This is a genomic window from Amycolatopsis sp. NPDC102522 (assembly GCF_055584485.1).
The window spans coordinates 1-21,294 of record NZ_JBVJLY010000029.1 but is presented as its reverse complement, the minus strand read 5'-3'; the positions used below and the strand labels follow the sequence as shown (position 1 = coordinate 21,294).

Sequence of the window (21,294 nt, the reverse complement as noted above, 5' to 3'; positions counted from 1 at the left end):
TCCTGAGAAAGTGCGGGCGGTCAATCCGGCGTGAATGCCTTTCACTTTTGGCATGTTTACTTGGCGTGATTTTCCGGATCACCCTTTGGATGTCGGCGGCCCGTTCTATTGTCACTTAAAATTACGAACACATGTTCGACTGGAGCGGCGTATTATGGAGGGATGTCCGAGACCTTCGTTCCCGAACTGCCGCAGGAGTTGTGGCGCGCTGGCAAGCTGGAGCTTGCGCATGGCGTGCAACAGTTCCTGCAGGTGATGCGGGTCGCCTCCGCCGGTCTGGGGCAGTACTTGGCGGAGGTCGAGTCCCGGGGCGTCAAAGACTTGTTCGGATACGGCTCGACTGTGTCCTGGTTTGCTGATGTGGCGGGGTTGTCGTGGAGTGAGGCTCGACCAGTGGTGAATCAGGCGATCGCGATGAACCCGACCCGGGCTTTGGACGGCACGGAGATCCCGGCATTGGCGCCCGCCACTGGCGCTCTCGCCGCGGAGGGGATGATCGGGGCTGAGCGCATCGCCCAGATCTTGGAGATCCTGGGACGGATCCCGCCCGACACCTCCGTGGAGGATCGGGTGAGTGCGGAGAAGATCCTGGCCGATCTGGCTCGTGGTGCGGGGCCGCGGCAGGTGGCGGATGCCGAGCAGCAGATCATGGGCTGGCTCGACCCGGACGGGAACGAGCCGAAGGAGCCTGAGCCGAAGCAGCCGCGCCGCGAAGTCACCCTGGAACGCCGCAAAGACGGCTTCTGGAAGCTGAACGGTCTCCTCGATGATGAGACGGGTGCCCGGACGGCCGCTGCGCTGGAGGCGTATGCGAAGCCTCGTCCGGTGGACGAGTTCGGGCAGGTAGATCCGCGGTCCAAAGACGAACGCCAAGGCGATGCGTGGGCCGAGCTCCTCGATTTGGCGATCGCCTGCCCCGACCAACCTGGCACCAACGGCTACCGAACCCTGGTGCACGTGACGATCGGCCTGGAAGAACTCAAGACCGGGATCGGGAAAGCCTGTCTCGACTTCGTCGGGACCATGACCGCTCGCGAAGCCCGCATGGCCGCCTGCGACTGCCTCATGCTCCCCGTCGTGCTCAATGCCGCCGGAGAGCCGCTGGACGTGGGACGACTACGACGATTCGTCACCCCAGGACAGCGCCGAGCGTTGAACATCCGGGACCGGGGTTGCGCGTTCCCCGGGTGTCATCGAAGACCCAGGAATTGTCACGCTCATCATATTGAGCACTGGGCAGACGGTGGACCCACCGACCTCCGCAACCTCGTGTTGCTCTGCGGTTTTCACCACCGCCTGATCCACCACGGCGACTGGCAAGTCCGGATGGCAGCCGATGGGTTACCGGAGTTCATTCCGCCCCAGTATCTGGATCCGTTACGAAGATCCCGGCGCAACATCCGCGTCTGAGCCCCCGCATGACCCGAGGAGCCCGCCAGCCAACACGGCGACGGGCCCCTCGCCATGCCCACAGCCACCACGCCACCGAAACCGGCGGACAGCACCAGGTCTAGGGTGTCTGACAGTGTTTTGGTCCAGGTGATCGCGACGTGGAGGACTACCGCGGATCGGTAGATGATGGCTAGTTTGTCGTAGCATGTGGCCCAGTCGGCCAGGTCCGCGCTATTGCTTGAGCAGGTTGAACCGGCGCTCGACAACGTTGCGTCCGCGGGAGCCCCGTCGTTTGCGATGTCCGGCCTGATCGTCGGGTTCGGGGATCACCGCAGTGATCTCCCGGTTGCGCAGATGCCGACAGATCACCCGGGACGAATACGCTTTGTCGCCGCGAAGCGGATCCGGCCGGGTTCTGGCCCCGGCCACGCCCGGCTCGACGGATCCGCAGGTGTCGCATCAGGTGCGGGAACACCGGTGCGTCACAGGCCTGGCCGGGACTGCCCAGAGCGACCAGCGGCCAGCCATTTCCGTCGACGAGATGGTGCACTTTGGCGCTCCAGCCGCCACGGGGGCGGCCGATCGCGTGATCAGGCGGCTCGGCGAGCAGATCCGTGTAATTCGACCCACCCCCTGTGAGACGGGCGATGTTGGTGGCGTGCTGATGCGCCCGCACGATCGTCGACGAAGTCCCAGGTCCCGTCTCCAGCCATGCGGCGGCGCCAGGTCCAAATCGTCTGCCACGGACCGAACACGTCCGGCACATCCCCGCCAGGCGATCCCGCACCGATAGCGGTAAATGATTCCTTCGACCATCGCCCAGGCATCGGAGAACGGCCTGCCCTGCTTGCCGGTCCGGACAGGAAGCAGATCCTCGATCAACGCCTACTGCACATCCGAGAGCAACTGAAACCGCGAAACGACCGGAAGCATCCCAGCCACCAACCGAAACCTTTGACAGACACGCCCTAGTGGACTTCGAGTGGCGACCGGTCTTTGCCTACCTACCGCCGACCTACACGAGAGTGACGATCCCACCGGACGCCCGGATCGACGGTGAAGGAATCAGGACACCCAACGTCCCATATCCTTCACCGTCGCGAAGTCGCCGCGGCTCGAGTTCATCCCACCGCACTACCTGGACCCGCTACAACACCTGCGCCGCTAGTTCCGATTCCCGTACGACTGCTCGCAAGGGAACCCATCGCGATCGGCGTCCCAACTCAACGGACGTCCCGCGTTCACCCAGGCGTTGAACGCGTACGTATAAGAGAACCCGTCGCCGGCAAGGCGCTGACACGACGTCAGCGAAGGCGCCCGAGTGACCGTTACCGGCGGCTCCACCACGACCACCGAAGTAGCGGGTGGCGCGACAACCGCAGTGGTCGTCGACGGCGGCACGATCTCCCTCACCACCGTGACCGGTGTCCCGGTGGTCGTCGTCCCGCAACCACTCAGTCCCGCGACGGAAACGGCGGCGCCCGCCGATGCCAGCAGTATCGCGACCCTCTTGTTCATACCCTGCCTCCCGGTGGAACCGCCGAATCCTGACGAAGGAAGAACGGCGGTTCCACCGGCGGCATCACAGGTTTCGCGCGATCGGAGCCGCAAGTCCCCGGAAGTGGGGAGCTTCGGCACGGATCGGACAGGGCCGGAAGCCCCTAGCCTTGAGTGACGTTCACCATCCACGAGATACCGAACTTGTCGGTGCAGGCACCGAATTCGTCGCCCCACATCTGCTTTTCGAACGGGACCGAAACAGTGCCGTCCGCGGAGAGTTTCTCCCAGTATCCGCGCAATTCCTCGCCGTCATCGCCACTGAGGCTGACCGACAGGTTGGTGCCCGGCTTGTGCTCCATTCCCGGCGGCGTGTCCGACGCCATGATCGTGTAGCCGCCCGGCGAATCGAGCTGGCTGTGCATGATCTGGTCCTCCACCGGCGAACCCGCCATACCGGACTCGCCGAACGTATTCAGCGTCAGTTCTCCGCCGAACACCGACTTGTAGAACTCCATGGCCTGCCGGGCGTCGCCGGCGAAGCTGATGTAAGGGTTGAGACGGGAAGCCACTGGAACGCTCCTTCTGGTCGGGTCCCGAGCATCCTGGCAGACCTCACCGGGCGCGACAACGGCTTGACTACGGCCGGGTGAATTCCTTCAGGCAACGAAAATTCAACCCCGTTCGCCGAATGCGGTGAGCAATTTCCCCAATGCGCCCCGACGACGAACAGACCCCGTCGCGAATGCCGCTTTTAGTGTCGACGCTTCGGCGACGTCGCGTCGAGCACCCCCACACACCCCCGCATGTCCCCAACGCCACAGCGGGACATCACTCTCCGATAGCTACCGATTGACTTTCGATAGATAACGCGCGAAACTCGATGCATGATCACAGGGCAACGGGCGGTCGCGCCTCTCCGAGTGTTCCTCGTGCTGCTGTTCGGGATCCTGGTCCTCTTCCAGACCATGTCCCTGCCCGGCCAGTTCGTGCATATGACCTACCTACGCTGGCCGGCGACGGTGGTCTCCGTCTTCTGGGTGCTGTGTGTCCAGGTCGTGGTCGTCGCCACCTGGCAGCTGCTCACCCTAGTCAAGAAGGACCGGATCTTCACCGAGGCGTCCCTGAGGTGGGTGGACGTGATCGTGTGGGCGATCCTCGTCGGCTGGGTGGTCCTGGCGGCTGTGTTCCTCTACGTCGGCTTCAACGCCGGAGACCCGGGCCTGCCGCTGCTGTTGTTCTTGGCGTTGATCGGCATCGCCGTACTGTTCCTCCTCATGATCGTGATGCGCACGCTGCTGCGACAGGCCACCACGCTGCGCTCCGACCTGGAACAGGTGATCTGATGCCGATCGTCGTCCGCATCGACGTCGAACTGGCCAAACGCAAGATGAGTGTCGGCGAGTTCGCCGAGCTCGTGGGGCTCACCCCGGCGAACGTGGCGGTGCTGAAGAACGGCCGCGCCAAAGCCGTCCGGTTCAGCACCCTGGAAGCGATGTGCCGGGTCCTCGAATGCCAGCCCGGCGACCTGCTCGAATGGGTCGAGGACAGTGTTTAGCCCACTGACGGTCCTATCCCCAGCGACTGCGGCGTACTGGAATCCGGCGAAGGCTGCCGCAGCCCCTCGTCCAGCGGCCCGAACTCGGTCATCAGCGCCCGGCTCCCGCCCCACGGCGTCTGTTCCTCGGCGATCAGCGAATTCGTAGTCAGCAGCAGCCCCGCCACCGAAGCACCGTTCTGGACCGCGGACCGGCAGACCCGCAACGGATCGACGACGCCCATCTGGATCATGTCGCCATAGCGGTCGTGCAGGGCGTCGAAGCCCTCGTCGTCACCCAGTTCCCTGGTCCTGGCGACGATCTCGTGCGCAGGATGACCGGCGTTGAACGCGATGAGGTACGCCGGTTCGCTCAGCGCCTGCCGCACGATCCCGGCGCCGAGGGCGTGGTCACCGTCCAGCCCGAGGTCCTCCAGCGCCTTCTCCGCGTGCAGCAGCGCCGCACCGCCGCCCGCCACGATGCCCTCGGCCATCGCGGCCCTGGTCGCCGACAGCGCGTCCTCCACCCGGTGCTGGAGTTCCTTGAGTTCGGCCGGGGTGGCCGCGCCGACGCGGACCACGGCGACCTTGCCGGTCAGCGCGCCGATCCGTTCGGTCAGCACCTCCTCGTCGACCCCGAACCGGGCCCGCTCCAGTTCCGACCGCAGCTGCCCGACCCGGAAGTCGACGGCCTCGGCGGAACCGCCGCCGCCCACGATGGTCGTCTGGTTCTCGGTGACCCGGACCTGCTTGGCCCGGCTGAGGTGCTCCAGTGTCATCGTCTCCATCGTGAACCCGGACTGCCGCGAGAGCACCGCGCCGCCGACCACCGCGGCGAGGTCCTCCAGTTTGTGCAGGCGCCGGTCACCGAAGCCGGGAGCCCGGACCGCGACAGACTGGAAGGTGCCGTTGACGTGGTTGTGCACCAGCATCGACAGCGCGGTCCCCTCGACCGTCTCCCCGATCACCACGAGCGGCCTCGGCGCCCGCATCACTTTGTCCAGCAACGGCATCAGCTGCTGCACCAGGGTGATCTTCTCGCTGCACATGAGGAGGTACGGATCCTCCAGCACCGCCTCCAGCCGTCCAGGGTCGGTCACCAGATAGGGCGAGCGGCGCGCGTCCGAGTCCAGGAACTCCTTGGCGCCGGCTTCGGCGTCGGTGAAGACCGGCTTCGGCACGCTGCGTTCTTCGGTGTCTGTCATGGGTTCATTCCTCACCGGTAGTGGTGAACTTGTCGTAGAAGACGCGTTTCTCCGCGACTCCGACGGAAGGCAACAGCTCCAGAGCCGCCTCCACCATCGGCGGTGGCCCGCAGACGTAGGCGTCGGCACCGTCGAGATCGTGTCCGGCCCGCTTGAGGACGTCGGTGACGAACCCGGTCGCGCCGCCGCCGGGCGCCGTAGTAGAAGGTGGCCTCGCGCTCGATGCCGCGTTCGGCCATCGACCGCAGCAACGCCAGGATGGGCGCCATCCCGGCCCCTCCCCCGACGAAGACGACCTCGGCGCCGGGCGCGTCCCGCAGCGTGAACACCCCGAACGGCCCGGTGACCTCCAGCCTGTCCCCCGGGCTGACTCGCGTGTCCAGGAACTCCGAGAACAGGCCGCCGGGATAGACCTTGACGACGAATTCCAGCCTCCCTTCCCGCGCGGAGGTGTTGGCCATCGAGAACGACCGCGTCTCGTCCGTGCCGGGGATCTTGAAGTCCAGGTACTGGCCGGGAAAGAACTTCAGCGTCTCCGGTTCGACGAGCCGGACGAGAAGATGCCGCAGGTCGTGGGTCACGTTCTCGTTCGCGACGACCTCCACGACCGCGTCGGTGATGGGCAGCCCGGCCTGGATCATCTCCTCGTCGAAGGTCGAGTACCGGTCGTGTTCGACGTCGTCGCCGTCGAGGATGAACGACTTGCAGGACGCGCACTGCCCTTCCTTGCAGCCGTGCATGAGCATGACGCCCTGTTCGGCGGCGGCACGCAGGATCGTCTGGTCCTCGCCGACCTCGATCTCGATGCCGACAGGCTCGAACCTCACCCGGTGCTTTCTCATGACTCCTCGTCCCGCGGGAGAAGGTGGGGAGGGCGCTGTTTTCGTTGAGGGGTACGCCCTCCCCACGTGGTCTCAGGAGCGCGGCGCGGGCCTCCCCGCCGGGCCCTGGCGGTTGTAGTCGGCCTGGAAGGCGGCGCGTTCCGCGTCCGTCATCCGGTTCAGCAGCAAGTTCGGCGACCGCACCTCGGGCATCCGGCGAAGGTGGTCGAGGGTCCACATCTCCTTCGGGTCGAGGTCCAGATTCGGAACCTGCGCCCACAGCTGGACTGCCCCGCCGCGGTCCCGAAACCCTCACGGCCCGGCCCCGGCCGACCAGCAGGACAGCCCAACCACCAACCCACACCACGCCACGACGTCCACACCGTGACCAGCCCAAACAGACAGAAACCCAGCCACAGAAAGAAAACCAAATCCAGCAACCCGCGACCCCGCCGAACAGGTTAAAACTCAAGCTAGCGCTGTCGAGCGGTCAGCGGGTGCGTGTGTTCTGCCGCCGCGTCCCCGGACGGCGAGACGGCGACATCGCGGGCGGGGTGCTGTCGGTCAAACTCGTCGAATCCGACCTGCCAGGCTCCGCGAACACGCCGATGCTTGCCGATGTACCTCCCCGGCGTCGTCGGCTCCGCGCCGTTGTGGCTGCGGTGCGGGCACGAACTGGAAAGCGGGTTCAGCCGCAAGGAATGGGTTGTCCTCGAAGGGGGTCCCGGAACGGGGAAGCACGTTCTGGCCAAAGGGATGCACCTGCGGCGCAGCCCGGCGGCGCGACTGTACACAGTGGACGCTTCGGGAGCGGCCGACGCGGCGTGGGCGGCCGGCCTGCGGCGCGAACTCCGCGCCCATCCCCCGGCGACGCTCGTCGCCCGGCACCGAAACCGTGCCCGAGCTGGCGGAACTGCTGAAGTTCTTCCCGCGGACCGTCCGGGTCCCGCCGCTGCGTCACCACGCCGAAGACCTCACCGAGCTCATCCCCTGTTCCTGAGCAAACTCGGCTACGGCGGGCGCCTCACCTGCTCGGCCGCCGCGTTGCACCTGCTCATGCGGGCCGAATGGCCGGGCAACGCGGGCCAGCTCTACCAGGTGCTGAGAAAGGTCGCGCAACGCCGCCGCGCGGGGAGCATCGTCCCCGGCGACCTTCCCGCCGAGTTCCACGCCGTGGCGCGACGCCCGCTCAACCGGTTCGAGGTGATCGAGCGCGACGCGATCGTGCGGAGCCTCGAAGACGCCGACGGCAACAAGGTGCGCGCGGCCCAGCTGCTCGGGATCTCCCGGGCGACGATCTACCGGAAGATCCACGAGTACGGCATAGTCGCGCCGACCCGGACCTAGTGACCCGGCGGCCGGGTCAGGCCACCTCGGAGCTGCGGCCGCCGTCGTGCAGGCCGAGCATGTCCAGCAGCGTCGCGCAGTCTTCGGCGCTCGTCGCGTGTGAAGCCACGGCGAGGGCCGCCTTGCGGCGGACGGCCTCCTGCTCCGGCGTGTCCCGGCCTTCGAGCAGCAGGTCGGGCAGCGGGTGAAGGCCGAGTTCGTTTCTCATCAGTTCCCCCTTGTCAAGGACGCCGTGCCGCTCTGGTACCCGCGATCGCGGCTTTGCACACAGGTGTCCCCGACCGGGTGCGCAGAGACACGGCCGCCTTACTCCGTCCGTGTGAATCGGCCCCCCGCAACGCCGGGATCAACCGGACGTTTATCCGGTGAATCGAACGGGGTACTTGATCCAGGGAAGAGAGGAGTCGCGATGCCTCAGCAGGCGTGGAGCGAAAAACGAGAACGTCAGTACGAGAAAATCAAGGATTCGGCGAAGGACCGGGGCGCGAGCACCGGCCGGGCCGAGGAGATCGCCGCGCGCACGGTCAACAAGAACCGCGCGCAGGCGGGCGAGTCCCGCGAAGCGAGCCGGACCTCCCTCCAGGACATGTCGCCGCAGCGGCGGGGCGGCAAGCGCTCGGGGAACCGCCAGGGCCCGAACGGCCCGACCAAGGACCAGCTCTACAACGAAGCGAAGAAACGCGACGTCAAGGGCAGGTCGAAGATGTCCAAAAAGGAGCTTCAGCGCGCCCTCGGCCGTTGATCACGCGTCCCGCGGCGGGTCCCCGCCGCGGATACCTCACGGCCACGGACGGATGGGTTTCGTAATGGATGCACATGGACGGGGTGGCCTGACCCCCCAGACCCGCCCTCAGTCGGACGCACTGTTCGACCGGGTCGAGCTTTGCCTTCCCGCCGAGGCGGAACAGATCCCTCTCGTCCGCACGCTCACCCACGGTGTGGTGGCGCGCGCGGATTTCGGCTTGGACGCCATTTCAGACGCGAAGATGGCCGTCGACGAAGCCTGCTCCCAGCTTGTCCAGCCCGCTGAACCGGGAGCTGTTCTTTGCTGTGTCTACCACGAAGTACCGGCGGGAATCGCCGTCTCGATCTCGACGCGGACGGCGACGCCCTTCCTGCCGAGCGAGACGACCTTCGGCTGGCACGTCCTGACGACCTTGACCGGCTCGGTGACCGCGCGGTGCGAACCGATTCCCGGAGACCTGGGGAGCACGACGACGATCGACCTCGTCCTGGCCCCGGGAACGAGCGACGGGTGAGCGGCGAGCGCAAGACACTCACCCGGCAGGCGGACGATTACGCGCATTGCGAACCCCTGTTCGAGGAGATGGCCACCCACCCGGAGGGCTCCGAGCGCCGCCAGGATCTGCGGGCCCGCCTGGTCACCGAACTGCTCCCGCTCGCCGAACACATCGCCACCAGGTTCTCCGGCCGGGGCGAGCCCCGCGAAGACCTGGTGCAGGTGGCGCGGATCGGCCTGATCAACGCGGTCGACCGCTTCGACCCCGACCGCGGGCACGACTTCCTCTCCTTCGCCGTACCCACGATCATGGGTGAGGTCCGGCGGCACTTCCGGGACACCGGCTGGTCGGTCCGGGTACCGAGGCGGCTCAAGGAACTCCACGTCTCGCTCAGCCAGGGCACGGCAGCGCTGGCCCAGCGGCTCGGCCGCGCGCCGACTCCGACCGAACTCGCCGAATACCTCGGGCTCGAAGTGAACGAAGTACGCGAAGGCCTGCTCGCCGGCCAGGCGTACCAGACGTTGTCAGTCGACAAGCCGGTCCACGACGACCCCGCCGAGTCACTCTCCCTCGCAGACACGATCGGCGAAGAGGACCACGAGATGGCCCTGGTGGAGAACCACGAAGCACTGCAACCGCTGCTGCGCGAACTCCCGAAGCGGGAGCGCGCGATCCTCGTGATGCGGTTCTTCGGCGGCTACACCCAGACGCAGATCGCGGAACGCGTCGGCATCTCGCAGATGCATGTTTCGCGGCTTCTCTCGCAGACCTTGGACCAGCTGCGAGGAAAGCTCTCGGACTAGCGTGAAGGTCCCCTTCCCTCGGCTCAGTCGAGGGAAGGGGACCTTCACGTACTTCGGGAAGCTACCTCTTACGGCGTCGTGTACGGCGCCTGATGTTCGATCGACGGGCTGGCGGTCGGGAAACGACCTTCCTGCCCGGGCACCGGCGTCACCGTCGTGCCCTGCTGTTCGGGCTCGACACGCTGCCTGGGGCGGTTGATGACCGCTTCGGCCTCCTGCTCGCCGCGGATCCGCGAAAGCACGCTCAGCGTGATCGCGTGGGCGATGGCCAGGACCAGCAGCAGCACACCCAGCCTGCCCACCACACCCGGAAGATCGCTGCCGCCGATGTCGATGGTCGACAGCAGCGCCAAGACGCCCAACGTGGCGAGGTGGAACAGCACCGTGACGAGCCAGGTCATGGACGCGCCGGCGGCGGGGTCGCCGTAGGAACCTCGCAGGTAACGCTTACCGCTCTGGTAGATGATCAGACCGTCGAGCATGACCAGCGCCACCCCGATGACGAGGAAGGCCACGTATGCGTTGGCAGTCATGCCGGAACGCTCCTTTCGTTGTGAACCTCACCCAAGAGATACCCGGGACCTTCCCCTGGAAAACTCGGTCTTCCAGGGGAAGGTCCCGGGCGAGAGTCAGTTGCCGGGGCGGTCCACGTCACCGCGCCACGCGCCGGACTCGCGGCCGCGGCTCTCGATGAACTCCTTGAACCGCTTCATGTCGCCCTTGACCCGGCGGTCGAGCACACCGAGTTTGTCGGCGACGTTCTCGGCGAGGCCCTCCGGATCGATCTCCATCTGCGCCGTGACACGGGTCTTGTTGTCGTCCAGGCGATGGAAGGTGATGACGCCCGCGTGGTCGGGACCGGAGTCCGACGTCCACGCGACACGCTCGTCGGGATGCTGTTCGGTGATGGTCGCGTCGAATTCCCGGCTCACACCACCGAACTTGGTCACCCAGTGGGTGTGGGTCGCGTCGATTTGGCGGATCTCCTCGACGCCTTCCATGAAGTTCGGGAAGGTCTCGAACTGAGTCCACTGGTTGTACGCGGTCTTCACCGGGACTTCGACGTCCACCATTTCGGTGATCGTGCTCATGCATCCTCCTCATCGGTTGGGTGCTTTTCGAGCCGGCACCCCCCGGCTACCCGACCCTCCGAGGGGCGAAACACACCGTGATTGATCGCGCGCACAGCCGGGTACACGGCGGGCAGAAGGCTCCAAGGAGGTGCTCCATGATCGAAGAAACCCACCGGAAGCCGTCCGCGGAAAGGTCGGTCGGTGAACTGGTCTCAGACCTGAGTGACGAGGTCAAACGCCTGGTACGGGACGAGATGCGGCTGGCCGTGTTCGAACTGCAGGGCAAAGGGAAGCGGATGGGACTCGGCGCCGGGCTGTTCGGCGCGGCCGGGATCTTCGCGCTCTTCGGCCTGGCGACCTTGATCGCCGCGGTGGTGCTGGCACTCGCCCTGGTCATGCCCGCGTGGCTGGCGGCAGTGGTGACCGGCGCGGCGCTGTTGCTGATCGGTGGCCTTTCGGCCGTCGTCGGCAAGAAGGAGGTCGCGAGCGCGACACCGCCGCTGCCGGAAGAGGCCATCGAGGGCGTCCGCGAGGATGTCGACACCGTCAAACAAGGAGTGCGCTCATGACCGATTTCCCCAAGAACGCCGAAGAAGCCCGTACCGATCGTGACGTGACCCGCGAGGAGCTCACCGAGACCCTCGACGCGCTGGGCAAGAAGATGGACGTCAAGACAAGGGTCAACGACAACCTCGACGCCAAGGTGGACGAGGCCAGCGCCAAGATCTCCGACAAGGTCTCCGAACCCGCCGCGGAGAAGTTCCGTCAGGGCACCGAAGTCGTCCGTGCGAATCCCCTTCCGATCTTCGCCGGTGTTCTCGCGCTGCTGGTGACGATCCGGCTGATCATGCGAAAGAGGTCTTCGTCGTGAACAAAGTGCTCTACAAACCGCTGAACATGGTCGTGAGCGCCGCGGGCGGCGTGCTCGCCGGGATCGCGTTCAAGCAGATCTGGAAACGCGTGAGCGGCGAAGAAGACGCACCGAACGCCACCGACCGGGACTTCACCTGGACTCAGGTGATCGTCGCGGCGGCCGCACAGGGAGCGATCTTCGGTGCGGTGAAGGCGGCCACCGAACGGGCGGGCGCGGTCGGCTACCGCAAGGCGACCGGCGACTGGCCCACGAAGGACTGACTATGCGCGTAGTGATCATCGGAGGTGGGTTCGCGGGCTACAACGCCGCCAAGACCCTCCTCAAGTCGGTCGGCGAAGACACCGAGATCGTCGTGCTGAATCCGACCGACTACTTTCTCTACCTCCCCTTGCTGCCCGAGGTCGCCGCCGGGATCCTCGAACCGCGGCGGATCTCGGTGTCCATCCCCGGCACCCTGCGCGGGGTGCGCCTCGTGCTCGGCACCGCGACGTCGGTCGACTTCGACGGCCGTGCCGTGAGCTACACCGACCCCGAGGACCGCGAGCACTCGATCGGCTACGACCGTCTGGTGCTCGCCGCCGGCAGTGTCAACAAGCTGCTGCCGATCCCCGGCGTACCCGAGTACGCCCACGGCTTCCGAGGACTACCCGAGGCGCTCTACCTGCGGGATCACGTCACCCGGCAGATAGAACTCGCCGCCTCGGCGAAGGATCAGGCCGAACGCGACGCGCGCTGCACGTTCGTCGTGGTCGGCGCCGGGTACACCGGCACCGAGGTCGCGGCGCAGGGGCCGGCGTTCACCGCCGCCCTCGCCGCCCGGCATCCCGAGCTCAAGGACCAGAAGATCCGGTGGCTTTTGCTGGACGTCGCCGACCGTGTCCTGCCGGAGCTCGACAAGCGGCTCGGCACCACCGCGGACGAGGTGCTGCGGGCACGCGGGGTCGAGGTGCTGATGAAGACGTCGATCGACAACGCCGGCGAAAAGGGGGTCACGCTGACCTCCGGCGAATCCGTGCCGACGCACACGCTGGTGTGGTGCGTCGGGGTCCGGCCGGACCCGCTGGTCGAGGACCTGGGGTTGAAGACGGCCAAGGGCAGGCTCGTCGTGACGGCACAACTGAACGTCCCGGGACGGCGTGACGTCTACGCCTGCGGGGACGCGGCCGCCGTCCCGGACCTGACCAGGCCCGGCGAATACACGGCGATGACCGCCCAGCACGCCGAACGGCAGGGCAAGCTCGCCGGTCGGAACGTGGCCGCGTCCCTCGGGCACGGTTCGCACGGCACCTACCTGCACCACGACCTCGGCTTCGTCGTCGATCTCGGCGCCCATCAGGCGGCGGCGAATCCCTTGCACATCCCCCTTTCCGGGCTGGCCGCCAAGGCTGTCACGCGCGGCTACCATTTGCTGGCCATGCCGGGCAACCGGCTGCGAACCGCCACCGATTGGGCGCTGGAAGCGGTGACGAAACGCCAGACAGTTCAATTAGGACTAGTCCGGTCGGCGGCGGTCCCGCTGGACACCGATTCCCCGGAACTGCCCCGCACGTACCGCTGAGGAAGGACGACCATGCCCGCCGAACCCGACCCTGTCCGTGCCGAGGGCCCCTCGGTCGTCATCGACGGCGGAGACGAAGGGGCGAAGCTCCTGGTCCTCGATCCCGCGGGCGAGGGCAAGCACGGCGAACTCCCGGCGACGTGGCGGCCGCTCGCGGCGCGGCGTCAGGTCATCTGGTGCAGGCTGCCGGTGGACGGTGCCCTCAGCCAGGCCGAGGAGGTACTCGGCGGCGCGGAGCCCGGCGGCCCGCCGATCGACGTCGTGGCCGCCGGGGAGTCGGCGGGGGACGCCCTGCGGATGGCCGAACGTCATCCCGGCATCGCGTCACACGTCCTGCTGATCGACCCGGTGCCGGACGAGTCCTCCGAACTGGCCGAACGGGTGCGCTCCGCCGGGACCGCGGTGGACGTCCTCCCCCACAGCATCGGCGAACCGTACAACCGGATCCCGCCGCCGCTGCCGCTCGGTCATCCGGACGTCGTCGCCGGGATCACCAAGATCCTCGGGGACGGATAGCCGTCAGGCCGGTGAGGCTCAGGCGCTCGCACCGCCGTCCAGGACGATGTCGTGCCCCACGACGTACGCGGACTCGTCGGACGCCAGCCACAGAACCGCGGCGGCGATTTCCTCGACCGCGCCGATCCGGCCGAGCGGGATGACCGCACCGAGCCGTTCGGCTCGGTCGGCCTCGGTCTCGCCGGGCCGGAACGACATGCCGGTGTCGGTGGCGCCAGGGCTGACCGCGTTGATCCGGATCCCCTCGGCGATGTGGTCGCGCGCGGCTGTCCGGGTCAGCACGTCCACGGCGGCCTTCGATGCGGCGTAGGCGGCCATCCCCGGGAGGCGGGTGTGCGAGCCGATGTTGGACGACATGTTGACGATGACGCCCCCGCCGCCTGCCCGCATCTGCGCGATCTCGTGCTTCATGGACAGCCAGGTGCCCGTGAGGTTCGTCTGCATGACGGCGTTGAAGCCGTCTTCGTCGAGATCCGCCGTCGGCGCGGGGCGGCCGAGGACACCGGCGTTGTTGAACGCGATGTCGAGTTTTCCGTGCCGCCGCACGGTTTCGGTGACGAGACGCTCCACTTCGGCGCCGACACTCACGTCCGCGGTCACCGCGTCGGCCACGCCTCCGTCGGTCTCGATCTCCTTCACCGTCTGACGCAGTTTCTCGCCGTCCCTGCCCGAGACGACGACCTGAGCGCCTTCGCGCGCGAAAGCCGCCGCCGTGGCCCGGCCGATCCCGGATCCTCCCCCGGTGACCAGGACGACCTTGCCGCTGAACCGCTTTCCCGTAATCCCCGTAATCCCCGTAATCCCCACAGTAGCCATCTTTCTGGTCCGATCGTTCTATTATCAGTGTTTGCGAGCGGCTTCGACAACGGCGATGGCCTGCTTCGCCGTCGCTTTGGCCCGTGCCGCGGGATCGGGCCCCTTGCTCAGCACCCGCATCCCCTGCAGGACGGTGAGCAGGAAGCCGGCCAGCTCTTCCGGGTCGGCGGCGTCGTCGAGTTCGCCTTGCGCCCTCGCCCGGCTCAGTGCCATCCGCAGAGCCAGCTCGATCGCGTCCCAGCTGCGCTCGACCACCCGCGCGACCTCGGGATCCCCCGGCATCAGCTCCATGGCCGCGTTGACCACGAAACAGCCCTTGCGCCCGGATTCGTCGAGTATTTCGGCGAGATAGCGGTCGATGAGCCGCCGCACCCCCGCGAGCGCGGGCCCCGGTCCGGCGAAGTCCTCGACGAACCTCTCGTTGCCCCTGGCGATATAGCGGTTCAAGACCGTCAGGTACAGCTGATGCTTGGTACCGAACGTCGCGTAGAGACTCGCCTTGCCGATGCCGAGCCCGGCGACGAGATCGCTGACCGAAGTGGCCTCGTACCCCTGCCGCCAGAACAGTTCCAGCGCGGCATCGCAGGCCGCGTCGACGTCGAATTCCTTCACCCTGGACACGAGAACAGCTTAACCACATCTAGAACGATCGGTCAAATATGCGGACTCAGGTACCGGAGTCGTACGCCGACCGGGCCTCGTCGACCTTCGGCAGGTTCTCCGCCGACCAGTCCGCGAGGGTCGCGAACAGCGGCGCCAGACTCCGGCCCAGATCGCTGATCTCGTACTCGACCCGGGGCGGCACCTCGGCGTGATAGGTCCGCGTGAGCAGACCGTCGCGTTCCAGTTGCCGCAGCCGCTGGGTCAGCACCTTCGGCGTGATCGAGCCGATGCGCCGCTCGAGTTCGACGAACCGCTGCTTGCCGAACTCGTTGAGAGTCCACAGGATCGGCGTCGTCCAACGGCTGAAGACGAGGTCGACCACCGGGGCGATCGGACAGGCTTGAGCAGGGGTCGTCGAGGCGTCGGCGCGCATGAAAGCCAAGGTACGCGGGTTGCCGAGTTGTCATGATCCGGACACCCCACCAGCCCACCTGTGCGCGTAACGTTTTGTCATGGACTTGACCACCGAAAGGCTCGTCGTCCGTGACTGGTCCGAGGACGACGCCGAAGCCGCGCTGGCGATCTACGGCACCACCGACGTGACCCGGTGGCTCACCCCGGCGATGGACCGGGTGACCGACGCCGCGGCCATGCGTTCGGTTCTGCAGGCCTGGCAGCAGGCGCAGCCCAATCTCGTGCCACCACGCGGAAGATGGGCGATCCAGCGTAAGGAGGACGGCGCGGTCGTCGGCGGGCTGGGCATTCACCTGTTGCCACCGTACGAAGAGGACCTGGAGATCAGCTGGCAGCTGCATCCGGACGCCTGGGGCGAGGGATACGCCTCCGAGGCCGCCCGCGCCCTGCTCGGCTGGGCGTTCACCCAGGACACGGACGAACTCTTCGCCGTCGCGCGGCCCGCCAACCAACGCGCCATCGCCACCGCGAAACGGCTCGGGATGAACTGGGTCGGGGAAACCGAGAAGTACTACGGGCTTCGGCTGCAGGTGTACCGGATCCGTCCCACGGACATCGTCTAGGCGCTGTCCACTCGGGACACTTCGCCCGTCGTCGAGACGGCGTGTCCCGCGCCGCGCCCGTCCGCGGTGGCGACGATCCGGCCTCGCTCGATCCGCACCGCGGCCTCGGTCTCGTCGCTGACCGCGAGCACCCCCGCGGCCGCGGCCAGCGTCCCGGTCACGTCGCACACCACGCGCACACCGGGCCAGGACGACTCCGGGAAAGCCTGCCGCAGACCCCCGCACACCTCCGCGACGATCAGCCGGGTCAGCGGGACCAGTTCGTCGGGCTCACTGGTCACCACGACGACGGTGACGTCACCTCCGGACGCCCGGACGGCCTCCTCCGCGGCGGCCAGCCGATGGGTGCCCAGTACGACGACCACACCGTCGGCGGGTACGAACGGTCCGGCGCGCACCAGATCCACGACCTCGGGCGGTGACCACGGCCGGTCGGCGGCCTGCGCGGCGGGCACGATCACCGGCGGCGCCCACCAGTCGTTGAGGGGCAGCCCCGCCAGCCGTTCGCAGGCACTCACGACGTCGAAGGGTTCGACGAGTCCCGGCGCGGCGGCCGCCAGCTGGCCGGCGCCGTGCAGCGTGGTCAGCACGGTCTCGGCGAGCCGGACACGGCGCGGGATCGGCGCTCCCGCCGGGCGTTCCGGCGGGTCGAGCCGCTCCAGCGCGAGCCCGAGCAGCAGCCCGTTGAGCTTCATCAGCTGAGCGAACGGGCGCCGGATCCGCTCGTCCGCGAGCACCTCCGGCATCAGGTCGCGGGTGAGACCCGCCTGCTCCTCGTCCAGGGGAAGTGCCGCCACTCTCGCCCTGGCCAGGGCGCCCAACGCGTCCGAGAGCGTCTTGCCCGGCGTGGCGTGCGGCGCTTCGGCGGACCGTTCCGCCAGCTCGGCCAGGACGGCGAGGTACAGGGCGCGCTTCCCGGGGAAGTTCGAGTAGACCGCGCCGCGCGTGAGTTCCGCCCGCTCGGCGATGACGTCGATCTTGGCCTCCCGGAAACCCTGCCCCGCGAACTCGTCACGCGCGGCGGCCAGCACCTTCGCGCGATTGCGCTCCTGCGTCTCCGCCCTGCTCAGCCGGACCATCGGCCTCCCGTCACCCCGCGCGATTGCCCTCGGACCCGGATCAAGATACCTTGGGCATTCAGATGATGAGAACATCTGATTTGAACATCCGAACTGGGAGACCCGCCTTGTCCGAAGTTCCCGAAATCCTCCTGACCGACCCCGAGGTCCTGCGCGATCCGTTCACCGCGTACAGCCCGGCCCGCGAGCTCTCCCCGATCGCCAAGCTCGTCGCGCCGGGGTTCTCGATGTGGGCGGTCCTGCGCCACGAAGAGGCGCGGAAGATGCTGAGCGACCCGCGCTTCGCTCTGAGCCCGGACAGCTACCCGCCGATGGACATCCCCGACCACTGCCGCCCGTACATGCGGTCCATGCAGGTGGTCGAAGGCCCGGAGCACCTCCGGCTCCGGCGCCTCGTGTCCCCCGCGTTCACCCCACGCAAGGCCGCCGCGTTCCGCCCGGGGATCGAGCGGCTCGTGGAAGACCTCCTCGACGGCCTCGCCGGACAGGACGAGATCGACCTGGTCACCGCCTTCGCGCGGCCGCTGCCGATCGACGTGATCTGCGCGCTGGTCGGCATCCCCGAAGCCGACCGCCCGCGCTGGCGCGAGTACGGCACCATGGTCGCGGCCGGCGACGGCCCAGGGCTCATGAAGGCGGTCCCGGGGATCGTCGAAGACTCGCTCGCCGCCATCGCGAACCGGAAACTCGAGGCGGGCGAAGACGTCGTCTCACAACTGCTCCTGATCCACGCCGAAGACGGCGACAGGCTCAGTGAAACCGAACTGGTCTCCCTGGTCTGGCAGCTCGTCCTCGGTGGCCAGGTGCCCGGCAACCTCATCGCCAACGCCGTCGAGATCCTGCTCGCCCACCCCGCACAGCTGGCCGAACTCCGCGAAGACCCGGCGCTCATGCCCGGCGCGGTCGAGGAACTGATGCGCTGGTGCGGCCCGCAGCTCCTGACGGTCCCCCGGCTCACCACGACCGACGTCCGGATCGGCGACGTCCTGATCCCTGAAGGAGAACCCGTTACCGTCGCGATCGCCGCGGCGAACCGGGATCCGAGGGCGTTCACCGAGCCGGACGTCTTCGACATCCGGCGCGCGGCCGGACCGTCCTGGCACCTGGCGTTCGCCCACGGGCCGCATTTCTGCCTCGGCGCCTCGCTGGCCAGGGTGCAGACCGAGGTCGCGCTCACCGCCCTGCTGCGCCGATTCCCCGATCTGGCGCTCGCCGACGGCGTGCTGCGGATCCCGGACCCGGGCACCTGGCGACTGAACGCCCTGCCGGCCAAGCTGCACGCGACGGTTGCTAACTGAAACACGTTCTAATAATGTGACCGCCTGTGAGACACGGGATCGTACTGTTCACCAGTGACCGGGGCATCACCCCGGCGGCCGCCGCCAAAGCGGCGGAAGCCGCGGGCTTCGACGCCTTCCACGTGCCCGAACACACGCATATCCCCGTCAAACGGGAAGCTCCACATCCGCGCACCGGCGACTCGTCGCTGCCCGACGATCGCTACCTGCGCACGCTGGACCCGTGGGTCGCGCTGGCCACCGCGGCCTCGGTGACCACGCGGATCCGGCTCGCGACGGCGGTGGCCCTCCCGGTCGAGAGTGACCCGATCACGCTGGCGAAGACGATCGCCAGCCTCGATCACCTTTCGGCCGGGCGGGTCACCCTCGGCGTCGGCTTCGGCTGGAACGTCGACGAACTGGCCGATCACGGCGTCCCCGGCGGCAAACGGCGGACGGTCCTGCGCGAGTACCTGGAAGCGATGCGCGCGCTCTGGACGGACGACGAAGCCTCGTACGCGGGCGAGTTCGTCTCGTTCGGCGCGAGCTGGGCATGGCCGAAACCGGCCCAGGCCCACATCCCGGTGATCGTCGGCGCGGGCGGGACGGAGAAGACCTTCCGCTGGATCGCGAAGTCGGCCGACGGCTGGCTCACCACCCCTGGCGACACCGACATCGAGGCCAAGGCCCGGCGGCTACGCGAGATCTGGCACGAAGAAGGCCGCGCGGGCGAGCCGGAGATCTCGGCGCTCGGCGTCCGCCCGGATCCGGAGAACCTGGCCAAGCTGGAAGCCGCCGGGGTCACCGAAACGATCTTCGGCCTCCCGGACCGCTCACCCGACGAGGTCGAGGCCTGGCTTCAGCGCCTCGCCGGGAAGCTCGACCTCACCGCTGGGAGTCGATGAGGTAGCGGCCGTCCTGCTGCACCAGATTGAAGGTCTCCCTTCCCGACCTGATCTCACCGGACGTCAGCACGTAGGTGAGCTTCGCCGACACCGTGTTCCCCGATTCGGACACGTCCGACACGGTCACCGAGCGGTACGACTTCCAGTAGCTCGAATACCGCTCGAAGCTCTGGTTCCTGGTGCGCTTGAAGTTGTCGGTCAGCGTCGCGAACCCGGCCTGGAGATTGCTCGGGATCAGCGTGTAGTAGGCCGCGAGAGCCTGCCCGGGTGTCTGCGCCGGAGGCGGCGCCGCCGAGGACGGCGGAGTCGAAGGCGGCGGTGACGACGGGGGCGCCGAAGAGGGCGTAGGCGGCGGAGCGACGGGCTCCGATGACGGCGGGGCAACGCTCTGCGACTGCGACACCGGAGGCGCCGTACCGGTCGGGGCGTCGTCACCGCGGTTGAGCACCACGACCACGGCCGCGGCGGCCGCCGCCGCGAGCACGAGGAACACGGCGATCACCCCGATCAGCATCCCCTTGCGCGCCTTGGGCGGCGGTTCCTCGGCGACGAGCGTCGTCGGCTCCCCCGCCGCCAGCGCCCGCAGCTCACGCTCGGTCTCGGTCATCGTCGGCCTGCTGTCCGGCCGGACGTCGAGGAGGCGGTTCATCAGCGGCGTCAGGATCCCCGACTTGACCGGCGGGGTGATCTCCCCGCTCGACGCGCGGTACAGCAGCGCGATCGGGTTTTCCGCTGTGCCATACGGCGTGCCGCCTTCGAGCGCGGTGTACAGCGTCGCACCGAGCGAAAACACGTCGGAAGCGGACGTGGCGTCCTCTCCGCGGGCCACCTCGGGCGCCAGGAAGGCAGGCGTCCCGGAGATCTCACCGGTCGCGGTGAGCTGGACGTCGCCCATCGCCCGCGAGATCCCGAAGTCGGTGATCTTGACCGTGTCGTCGTCGCCGAGCAGGACGTTGCCGGGCTTGATGTCACGATGGACGATGCCGGCCCGGTGCGCGGCGGCCAGCGCCGAGCACAGCTGGATGGCGAGACGGATGACGTCGTCGACCTCCATCGGCCCTTCGCGGAGCTTGTCCGCGAGGCTGGTCGACGGCAGGTACTCCATGATGATCCACGGGCGGTCCTGCTCGTCGATCACGCCGAAGACGGTGATGGCGTGCGGATGCACCAGCCGCGCGGCGATCCTGGCCTCGCGCAGCGCGCGGTTCTTGGCCTCGTCGGCCTTCTGCTCCCCTTGCCCGTGCGGCAGAAGGAGTTCCTTGACCGCGACGATGCGCTCCAGGTTGTCGTCGCGCGCCCGCCACACGGTGCCCATCGAGCCGCCGCCGACGGGCTCGATGAGATCGAACCTGTCGGCGAGGCGGCGGATCTCCTCCATTATCGACGTCCCCCTGGAGCTGTGGTGTTCGCGCGAACCTTGCCAGCATGCCAGGAACACGCCGGGGCACAGGACCCGGCACGGTGGTTTCCGGCGCGGTGTCGGTCACGTCGGCGTCTGGGCCGTTCAGCGGAACCCTGCCCCATCGGCTGCCCGAAAGTTCGTATCCCGGGCGGCCGGAAGCGCACTTTACTTCTCCGGTGTGGCCTGATTCCGGGAAAGGGCGGCGATGCGGGAAACTGTCCTGTCCGGCGCGACGCTTCGGGTTCCGGAGCAAGTCTTCGGGTGGTCTTCGGGTGTTCGGGGCTACCGTTCGGGTCGGTGAGGGCCTGCTG

Annotated in this window: 25 protein-coding genes and 3 pseudogenes; 15 read left to right on the top strand and 13 right to left on the bottom strand. The window is 67.7% G+C overall.

Annotated elements, in window-relative coordinates; all coding sequences use genetic code 11:
- The first annotated feature begins 162 nt into the window (after positions 1-162).
- Positions 163-1,410, top strand: coding sequence for an HNH endonuclease signature motif containing protein (locus ACZ6YV_RS39620; protein WP_465514528.1), 1,248 nt, complete (start codon positions 163-165; stop codon positions 1,408-1,410).
- Between the two features lie 1,146 nt (positions 1,411-2,556).
- On the opposite strand, the gene ACZ6YV_RS39615 is transcribed toward ACZ6YV_RS39620, so the two are convergent.
- Positions 2,557-2,910 carry a hypothetical protein gene (locus ACZ6YV_RS39615; RefSeq protein ID WP_465514527.1) on the bottom strand — a complete coding sequence of 118 codons (354 nt, stop codon included), beginning with the start codon at positions 2,908-2,910 and terminating at the stop codon, positions 2,557-2,559.
- 143 nt (positions 2,911-3,053) lie between these two features.
- Positions 3,054-3,461 (bottom strand): VOC family protein, encoded by a 408-nt coding sequence (locus ACZ6YV_RS39610; protein WP_465514526.1) that lies wholly within the window; start codon positions 3,459-3,461, stop codon positions 3,054-3,056.
- A 315-nt stretch (positions 3,462-3,776) separates the two neighbouring features.
- Here ACZ6YV_RS39610 and ACZ6YV_RS39605 point away from each other — a divergent pair, with 315 nt between their 5' ends.
- Entirely contained in the window at positions 3,777-4,235 is a 459-nt protein-coding gene (locus ACZ6YV_RS39605; protein WP_465514525.1) for a DUF2975 domain-containing protein, read from the top strand.
- Positions 4,235-4,447 carry a helix-turn-helix domain-containing protein gene (locus ACZ6YV_RS39600; RefSeq protein ID WP_465514524.1) on the top strand — a complete coding sequence of 71 codons (213 nt, stop codon included), beginning with the start codon at positions 4,235-4,237 and terminating at the stop codon, positions 4,445-4,447. The genes ACZ6YV_RS39605 and ACZ6YV_RS39600 overlap by 1 nt, the downstream gene beginning before the upstream one ends.
- Here the strand turns inward: ACZ6YV_RS39600 and groEL are convergent.
- The 3 genes and pseudogenes from groEL to ACZ6YV_RS39585 all read right to left on the bottom strand — a co-directional run.
- Positions 4,444-5,631 carry a chaperonin GroEL gene (gene groEL, locus ACZ6YV_RS39595; protein WP_465514523.1) on the bottom strand — a complete coding sequence of 396 codons (1,188 nt, stop codon included), beginning with the start codon at positions 5,629-5,631 and terminating at the stop codon, positions 4,444-4,446. The genes ACZ6YV_RS39600 and groEL overlap by 4 nt on opposite strands.
- Positions 5,632-5,635: 4 nt before the next feature.
- A pseudogene (locus ACZ6YV_RS39590) lies at positions 5,636-6,473 on the bottom strand (FAD-binding oxidoreductase).
- A 72-nt stretch (positions 6,474-6,545) separates the two neighbouring features.
- Positions 6,546-6,719: pseudogene (locus ACZ6YV_RS39585) on the bottom strand (methane monooxygenase); the annotation flags it as partial.
- Between the two features lie 432 nt (positions 6,720-7,151).
- On the opposite strand from ACZ6YV_RS39585, the pseudogene ACZ6YV_RS39580 reads away from it, so the two are divergent.
- Positions 7,152-7,799: pseudogene (locus tag ACZ6YV_RS39580) on the top strand (helix-turn-helix domain-containing protein); the annotation flags it as partial.
- A gap of 16 nt (positions 7,800-7,815) precedes the next feature.
- Here the strand turns inward: ACZ6YV_RS39580 and ACZ6YV_RS39575 are convergent.
- Complete coding sequence (locus ACZ6YV_RS39575; protein WP_465514522.1) at positions 7,816-8,007, bottom strand: hypothetical protein; 192 nt, start codon at positions 8,005-8,007, stop codon at positions 7,816-7,818.
- Between the two features lie 201 nt (positions 8,008-8,208).
- On the opposite strand from ACZ6YV_RS39575, the gene ACZ6YV_RS39570 reads away from it, so the two are divergent.
- The 3 genes from ACZ6YV_RS39570 (at position 8,209) to ACZ6YV_RS39560 (ending at position 9,843) form a co-directional block, all read left to right on the top strand.
- Positions 8,209-8,541 (top strand): plasmid stabilization protein, encoded by a 333-nt coding sequence (locus ACZ6YV_RS39570; protein WP_465514521.1) that lies wholly within the window; start codon positions 8,209-8,211, stop codon positions 8,539-8,541.
- Positions 8,542-8,605: 64 nt separating this feature from the next.
- Complete coding sequence (locus ACZ6YV_RS39565) at positions 8,606-9,058, top strand: ATP-binding protein (RefSeq protein ID WP_465514520.1); 453 nt, start codon at positions 8,606-8,608, stop codon at positions 9,056-9,058.
- Positions 9,055-9,843, top strand: coding sequence for a SigB/SigF/SigG family RNA polymerase sigma factor (locus ACZ6YV_RS39560; RefSeq protein WP_465514519.1), 789 nt, complete (start codon positions 9,055-9,057; stop codon positions 9,841-9,843). Before ACZ6YV_RS39565 ends, ACZ6YV_RS39560 begins: the two co-directional genes overlap by 4 nt.
- 68 nt (positions 9,844-9,911) lie before the next feature.
- Here the strand turns inward: ACZ6YV_RS39560 and ACZ6YV_RS39555 are convergent, their stop codons facing one another.
- Complete coding sequence (locus ACZ6YV_RS39555) at positions 9,912-10,376, bottom strand: hypothetical protein (RefSeq protein ID WP_465514518.1); 465 nt, start codon at positions 10,374-10,376, stop codon at positions 9,912-9,914.
- A 96-nt stretch (positions 10,377-10,472) separates the two neighbouring features.
- Entirely contained in the window at positions 10,473-10,934 is a 462-nt protein-coding gene (locus ACZ6YV_RS39550; RefSeq protein WP_465514517.1) for an SRPBCC family protein, read from the bottom strand.
- A 137-nt stretch (positions 10,935-11,071) separates the two neighbouring features.
- Between ACZ6YV_RS39550 and ACZ6YV_RS39545 the strand changes: the two genes are divergently transcribed.
- From ACZ6YV_RS39545 to ACZ6YV_RS39525, 5 genes are read left to right on the top strand one after another with little or no spacing between them, the layout of a single operon-like run.
- Positions 11,072-11,485, top strand: a complete 414-nt coding sequence (locus ACZ6YV_RS39545) for a phage holin family protein (RefSeq protein ID WP_465514516.1) — start codon at positions 11,072-11,074, stop codon at positions 11,483-11,485.
- Entirely contained in the window at positions 11,482-11,787 is a 306-nt protein-coding gene (locus ACZ6YV_RS39540; protein WP_465514515.1) for a DUF3618 domain-containing protein, read from the top strand. The genes ACZ6YV_RS39545 and ACZ6YV_RS39540 overlap by 4 nt, the downstream gene beginning before the upstream one ends.
- Entirely contained in the window at positions 11,784-12,050 is a 267-nt protein-coding gene (locus ACZ6YV_RS39535) for a DUF4235 domain-containing protein (protein WP_093937072.1), read from the top strand. The genes ACZ6YV_RS39540 and ACZ6YV_RS39535 overlap by 4 nt, the downstream gene beginning before the upstream one ends.
- A 2-nt stretch (positions 12,051-12,052) precedes the next feature.
- Complete coding sequence (locus ACZ6YV_RS39530) at positions 12,053-13,348, top strand: NAD(P)/FAD-dependent oxidoreductase (protein WP_465514514.1); 1,296 nt, start codon at positions 12,053-12,055, stop codon at positions 13,346-13,348.
- A gap of 12 nt (positions 13,349-13,360) precedes the next feature.
- Positions 13,361-13,864 carry a hypothetical protein gene (locus tag ACZ6YV_RS39525; RefSeq protein WP_465514513.1) on the top strand — a complete coding sequence of 168 codons (504 nt, stop codon included), beginning with the start codon at positions 13,361-13,363 and terminating at the stop codon, positions 13,862-13,864.
- An 18-nt stretch (positions 13,865-13,882) separates the two neighbouring features.
- On the opposite strand, the gene ACZ6YV_RS39520 is transcribed toward ACZ6YV_RS39525, so the two are convergent.
- From ACZ6YV_RS39520 to ACZ6YV_RS39510, 3 genes are read right to left on the bottom strand one after another with little or no spacing between them, the layout of a single operon-like run.
- Complete coding sequence (locus ACZ6YV_RS39520; protein ID WP_465514512.1) at positions 13,883-14,671, bottom strand: SDR family NAD(P)-dependent oxidoreductase; 789 nt, start codon at positions 14,669-14,671, stop codon at positions 13,883-13,885.
- Positions 14,672-14,704: 33 nt separating this feature from the next.
- Positions 14,705-15,301, bottom strand: coding sequence for a TetR/AcrR family transcriptional regulator (locus ACZ6YV_RS39515; protein WP_378242464.1), 597 nt, complete (start codon positions 15,299-15,301; stop codon positions 14,705-14,707).
- 46 nt (positions 15,302-15,347) lie between these two features.
- Positions 15,348-15,716, bottom strand: a complete 369-nt coding sequence (locus ACZ6YV_RS39510) for a winged helix-turn-helix transcriptional regulator (protein ID WP_465514511.1) — start codon at positions 15,714-15,716, stop codon at positions 15,348-15,350.
- Positions 15,717-15,795: 79 nt separating this feature from the next.
- Here ACZ6YV_RS39510 and ACZ6YV_RS39505 point away from each other — a divergent pair, with 79 nt between their 5' ends.
- Positions 15,796-16,320: a GNAT family N-acetyltransferase gene (locus tag ACZ6YV_RS39505; protein ID WP_465514510.1), complete on the top strand. Its 525-nt coding sequence runs from the start codon at positions 15,796-15,798 to the stop codon at positions 16,318-16,320.
- Here the strand turns inward: ACZ6YV_RS39505 and ACZ6YV_RS39500 are convergent.
- The gene (locus tag ACZ6YV_RS39500; protein WP_465514509.1) at positions 16,317-17,399 is read right to left on the bottom strand and encodes a TetR/AcrR family transcriptional regulator; all 1,083 of its coding nucleotides are present in this window, start codon (positions 17,397-17,399) and stop codon (positions 16,317-16,319) included. The genes ACZ6YV_RS39505 and ACZ6YV_RS39500 overlap by 4 nt on opposite strands.
- 107 nt (positions 17,400-17,506) lie before the next feature.
- Between ACZ6YV_RS39500 and ACZ6YV_RS39495 the strand changes: the two genes are divergently transcribed.
- Positions 17,507-18,697 (top strand): cytochrome P450 family protein, encoded by a 1,191-nt coding sequence (locus ACZ6YV_RS39495; protein WP_465514508.1) that lies wholly within the window; start codon positions 17,507-17,509, stop codon positions 18,695-18,697.
- 26 nt (positions 18,698-18,723) lie between these two features.
- On the top strand, positions 18,724-19,581 hold the full coding sequence (locus ACZ6YV_RS39490) for an LLM class F420-dependent oxidoreductase (RefSeq protein ID WP_465514507.1): 858 nt from the start codon (positions 18,724-18,726) through the stop codon (positions 19,579-19,581).
- Here the strand turns inward: ACZ6YV_RS39490 and ACZ6YV_RS39485 are convergent.
- A complete protein-coding gene (locus ACZ6YV_RS39485) occupies positions 19,562-20,959 on the bottom strand; it encodes a serine/threonine-protein kinase (protein ID WP_465514506.1) in 1,398 nt (465 codons plus the stop codon). The two genes, ACZ6YV_RS39490 and ACZ6YV_RS39485, sit on opposite strands and share 20 nt — an antisense overlap.
- Positions 20,960-21,294 lie beyond the last annotated feature (335 nt).

Bases quoted from the DNA above. Each gene is read 5' to 3' on its own strand.
- ACZ6YV_RS39620 (WP_465514528.1), top strand. From the start codon at position 163: ATGTCCGAGACCTTCGTTCCCGAACTGCCGCAGGAGTTGTGGCGCGCT.
- ACZ6YV_RS39615 (WP_465514527.1), bottom strand. From the start codon at position 2,910: ATGAACAAGAGGGTCGCGATACTGCTGGCATCGGCGGGCGCCGCCGTT.
- ACZ6YV_RS39605 (WP_465514525.1), top strand. From the start codon at position 3,777: ATGATCACAGGGCAACGGGCGGTCGCGCCTCTCCGAGTGTTCCTCGTG.
- ACZ6YV_RS39600 (WP_465514524.1), top strand. From the start codon at position 4,235: ATGCCGATCGTCGTCCGCATCGACGTCGAACTGGCCAAACGCAAGATG.
- groEL (WP_465514523.1), bottom strand. From the start codon at position 5,631: ATGACAGACACCGAAGAACGCAGCGTGCCGAAGCCGGTCTTCACCGAC.
- ACZ6YV_RS39575 (WP_465514522.1), bottom strand. From the start codon at position 8,007: ATGAGAAACGAACTCGGCCTTCACCCGCTGCCCGACCTGCTGCTCGAA.
- ACZ6YV_RS39570 (WP_465514521.1), top strand. From the start codon at position 8,209: ATGCCTCAGCAGGCGTGGAGCGAAAAACGAGAACGTCAGTACGAGAAA.
- ACZ6YV_RS39565 (WP_465514520.1), top strand. From the start codon at position 8,606: ATGGATGCACATGGACGGGGTGGCCTGACCCCCCAGACCCGCCCTCAG.
- ACZ6YV_RS39555 (WP_465514518.1), bottom strand. From the start codon at position 10,376: ATGACTGCCAACGCATACGTGGCCTTCCTCGTCATCGGGGTGGCGCTG.
- ACZ6YV_RS39550 (WP_465514517.1), bottom strand. From the start codon at position 10,934: ATGAGCACGATCACCGAAATGGTGGACGTCGAAGTCCCGGTGAAGACC.
- ACZ6YV_RS39545 (WP_465514516.1), top strand. From the start codon at position 11,072: ATGATCGAAGAAACCCACCGGAAGCCGTCCGCGGAAAGGTCGGTCGGT.
- ACZ6YV_RS39540 (WP_465514515.1), top strand. From the start codon at position 11,482: ATGACCGATTTCCCCAAGAACGCCGAAGAAGCCCGTACCGATCGTGAC.
- ACZ6YV_RS39530 (WP_465514514.1), top strand. From the start codon at position 12,053: ATGCGCGTAGTGATCATCGGAGGTGGGTTCGCGGGCTACAACGCCGCC.
- ACZ6YV_RS39525 (WP_465514513.1), top strand. From the start codon at position 13,361: ATGCCCGCCGAACCCGACCCTGTCCGTGCCGAGGGCCCCTCGGTCGTC.
- ACZ6YV_RS39510 (WP_465514511.1), bottom strand. From the start codon at position 15,716: ATGCGCGCCGACGCCTCGACGACCCCTGCTCAAGCCTGTCCGATCGCC.
- ACZ6YV_RS39505 (WP_465514510.1), top strand. From the start codon at position 15,796: ATGGACTTGACCACCGAAAGGCTCGTCGTCCGTGACTGGTCCGAGGAC.
- ACZ6YV_RS39500 (WP_465514509.1), bottom strand. From the start codon at position 17,399: ATGGTCCGGCTGAGCAGGGCGGAGACGCAGGAGCGCAATCGCGCGAAG.
- ACZ6YV_RS39485 (WP_465514506.1), bottom strand. From the start codon at position 20,959: ATGGAGGAGATCCGCCGCCTCGCCGACAGGTTCGATCTCATCGAGCCC.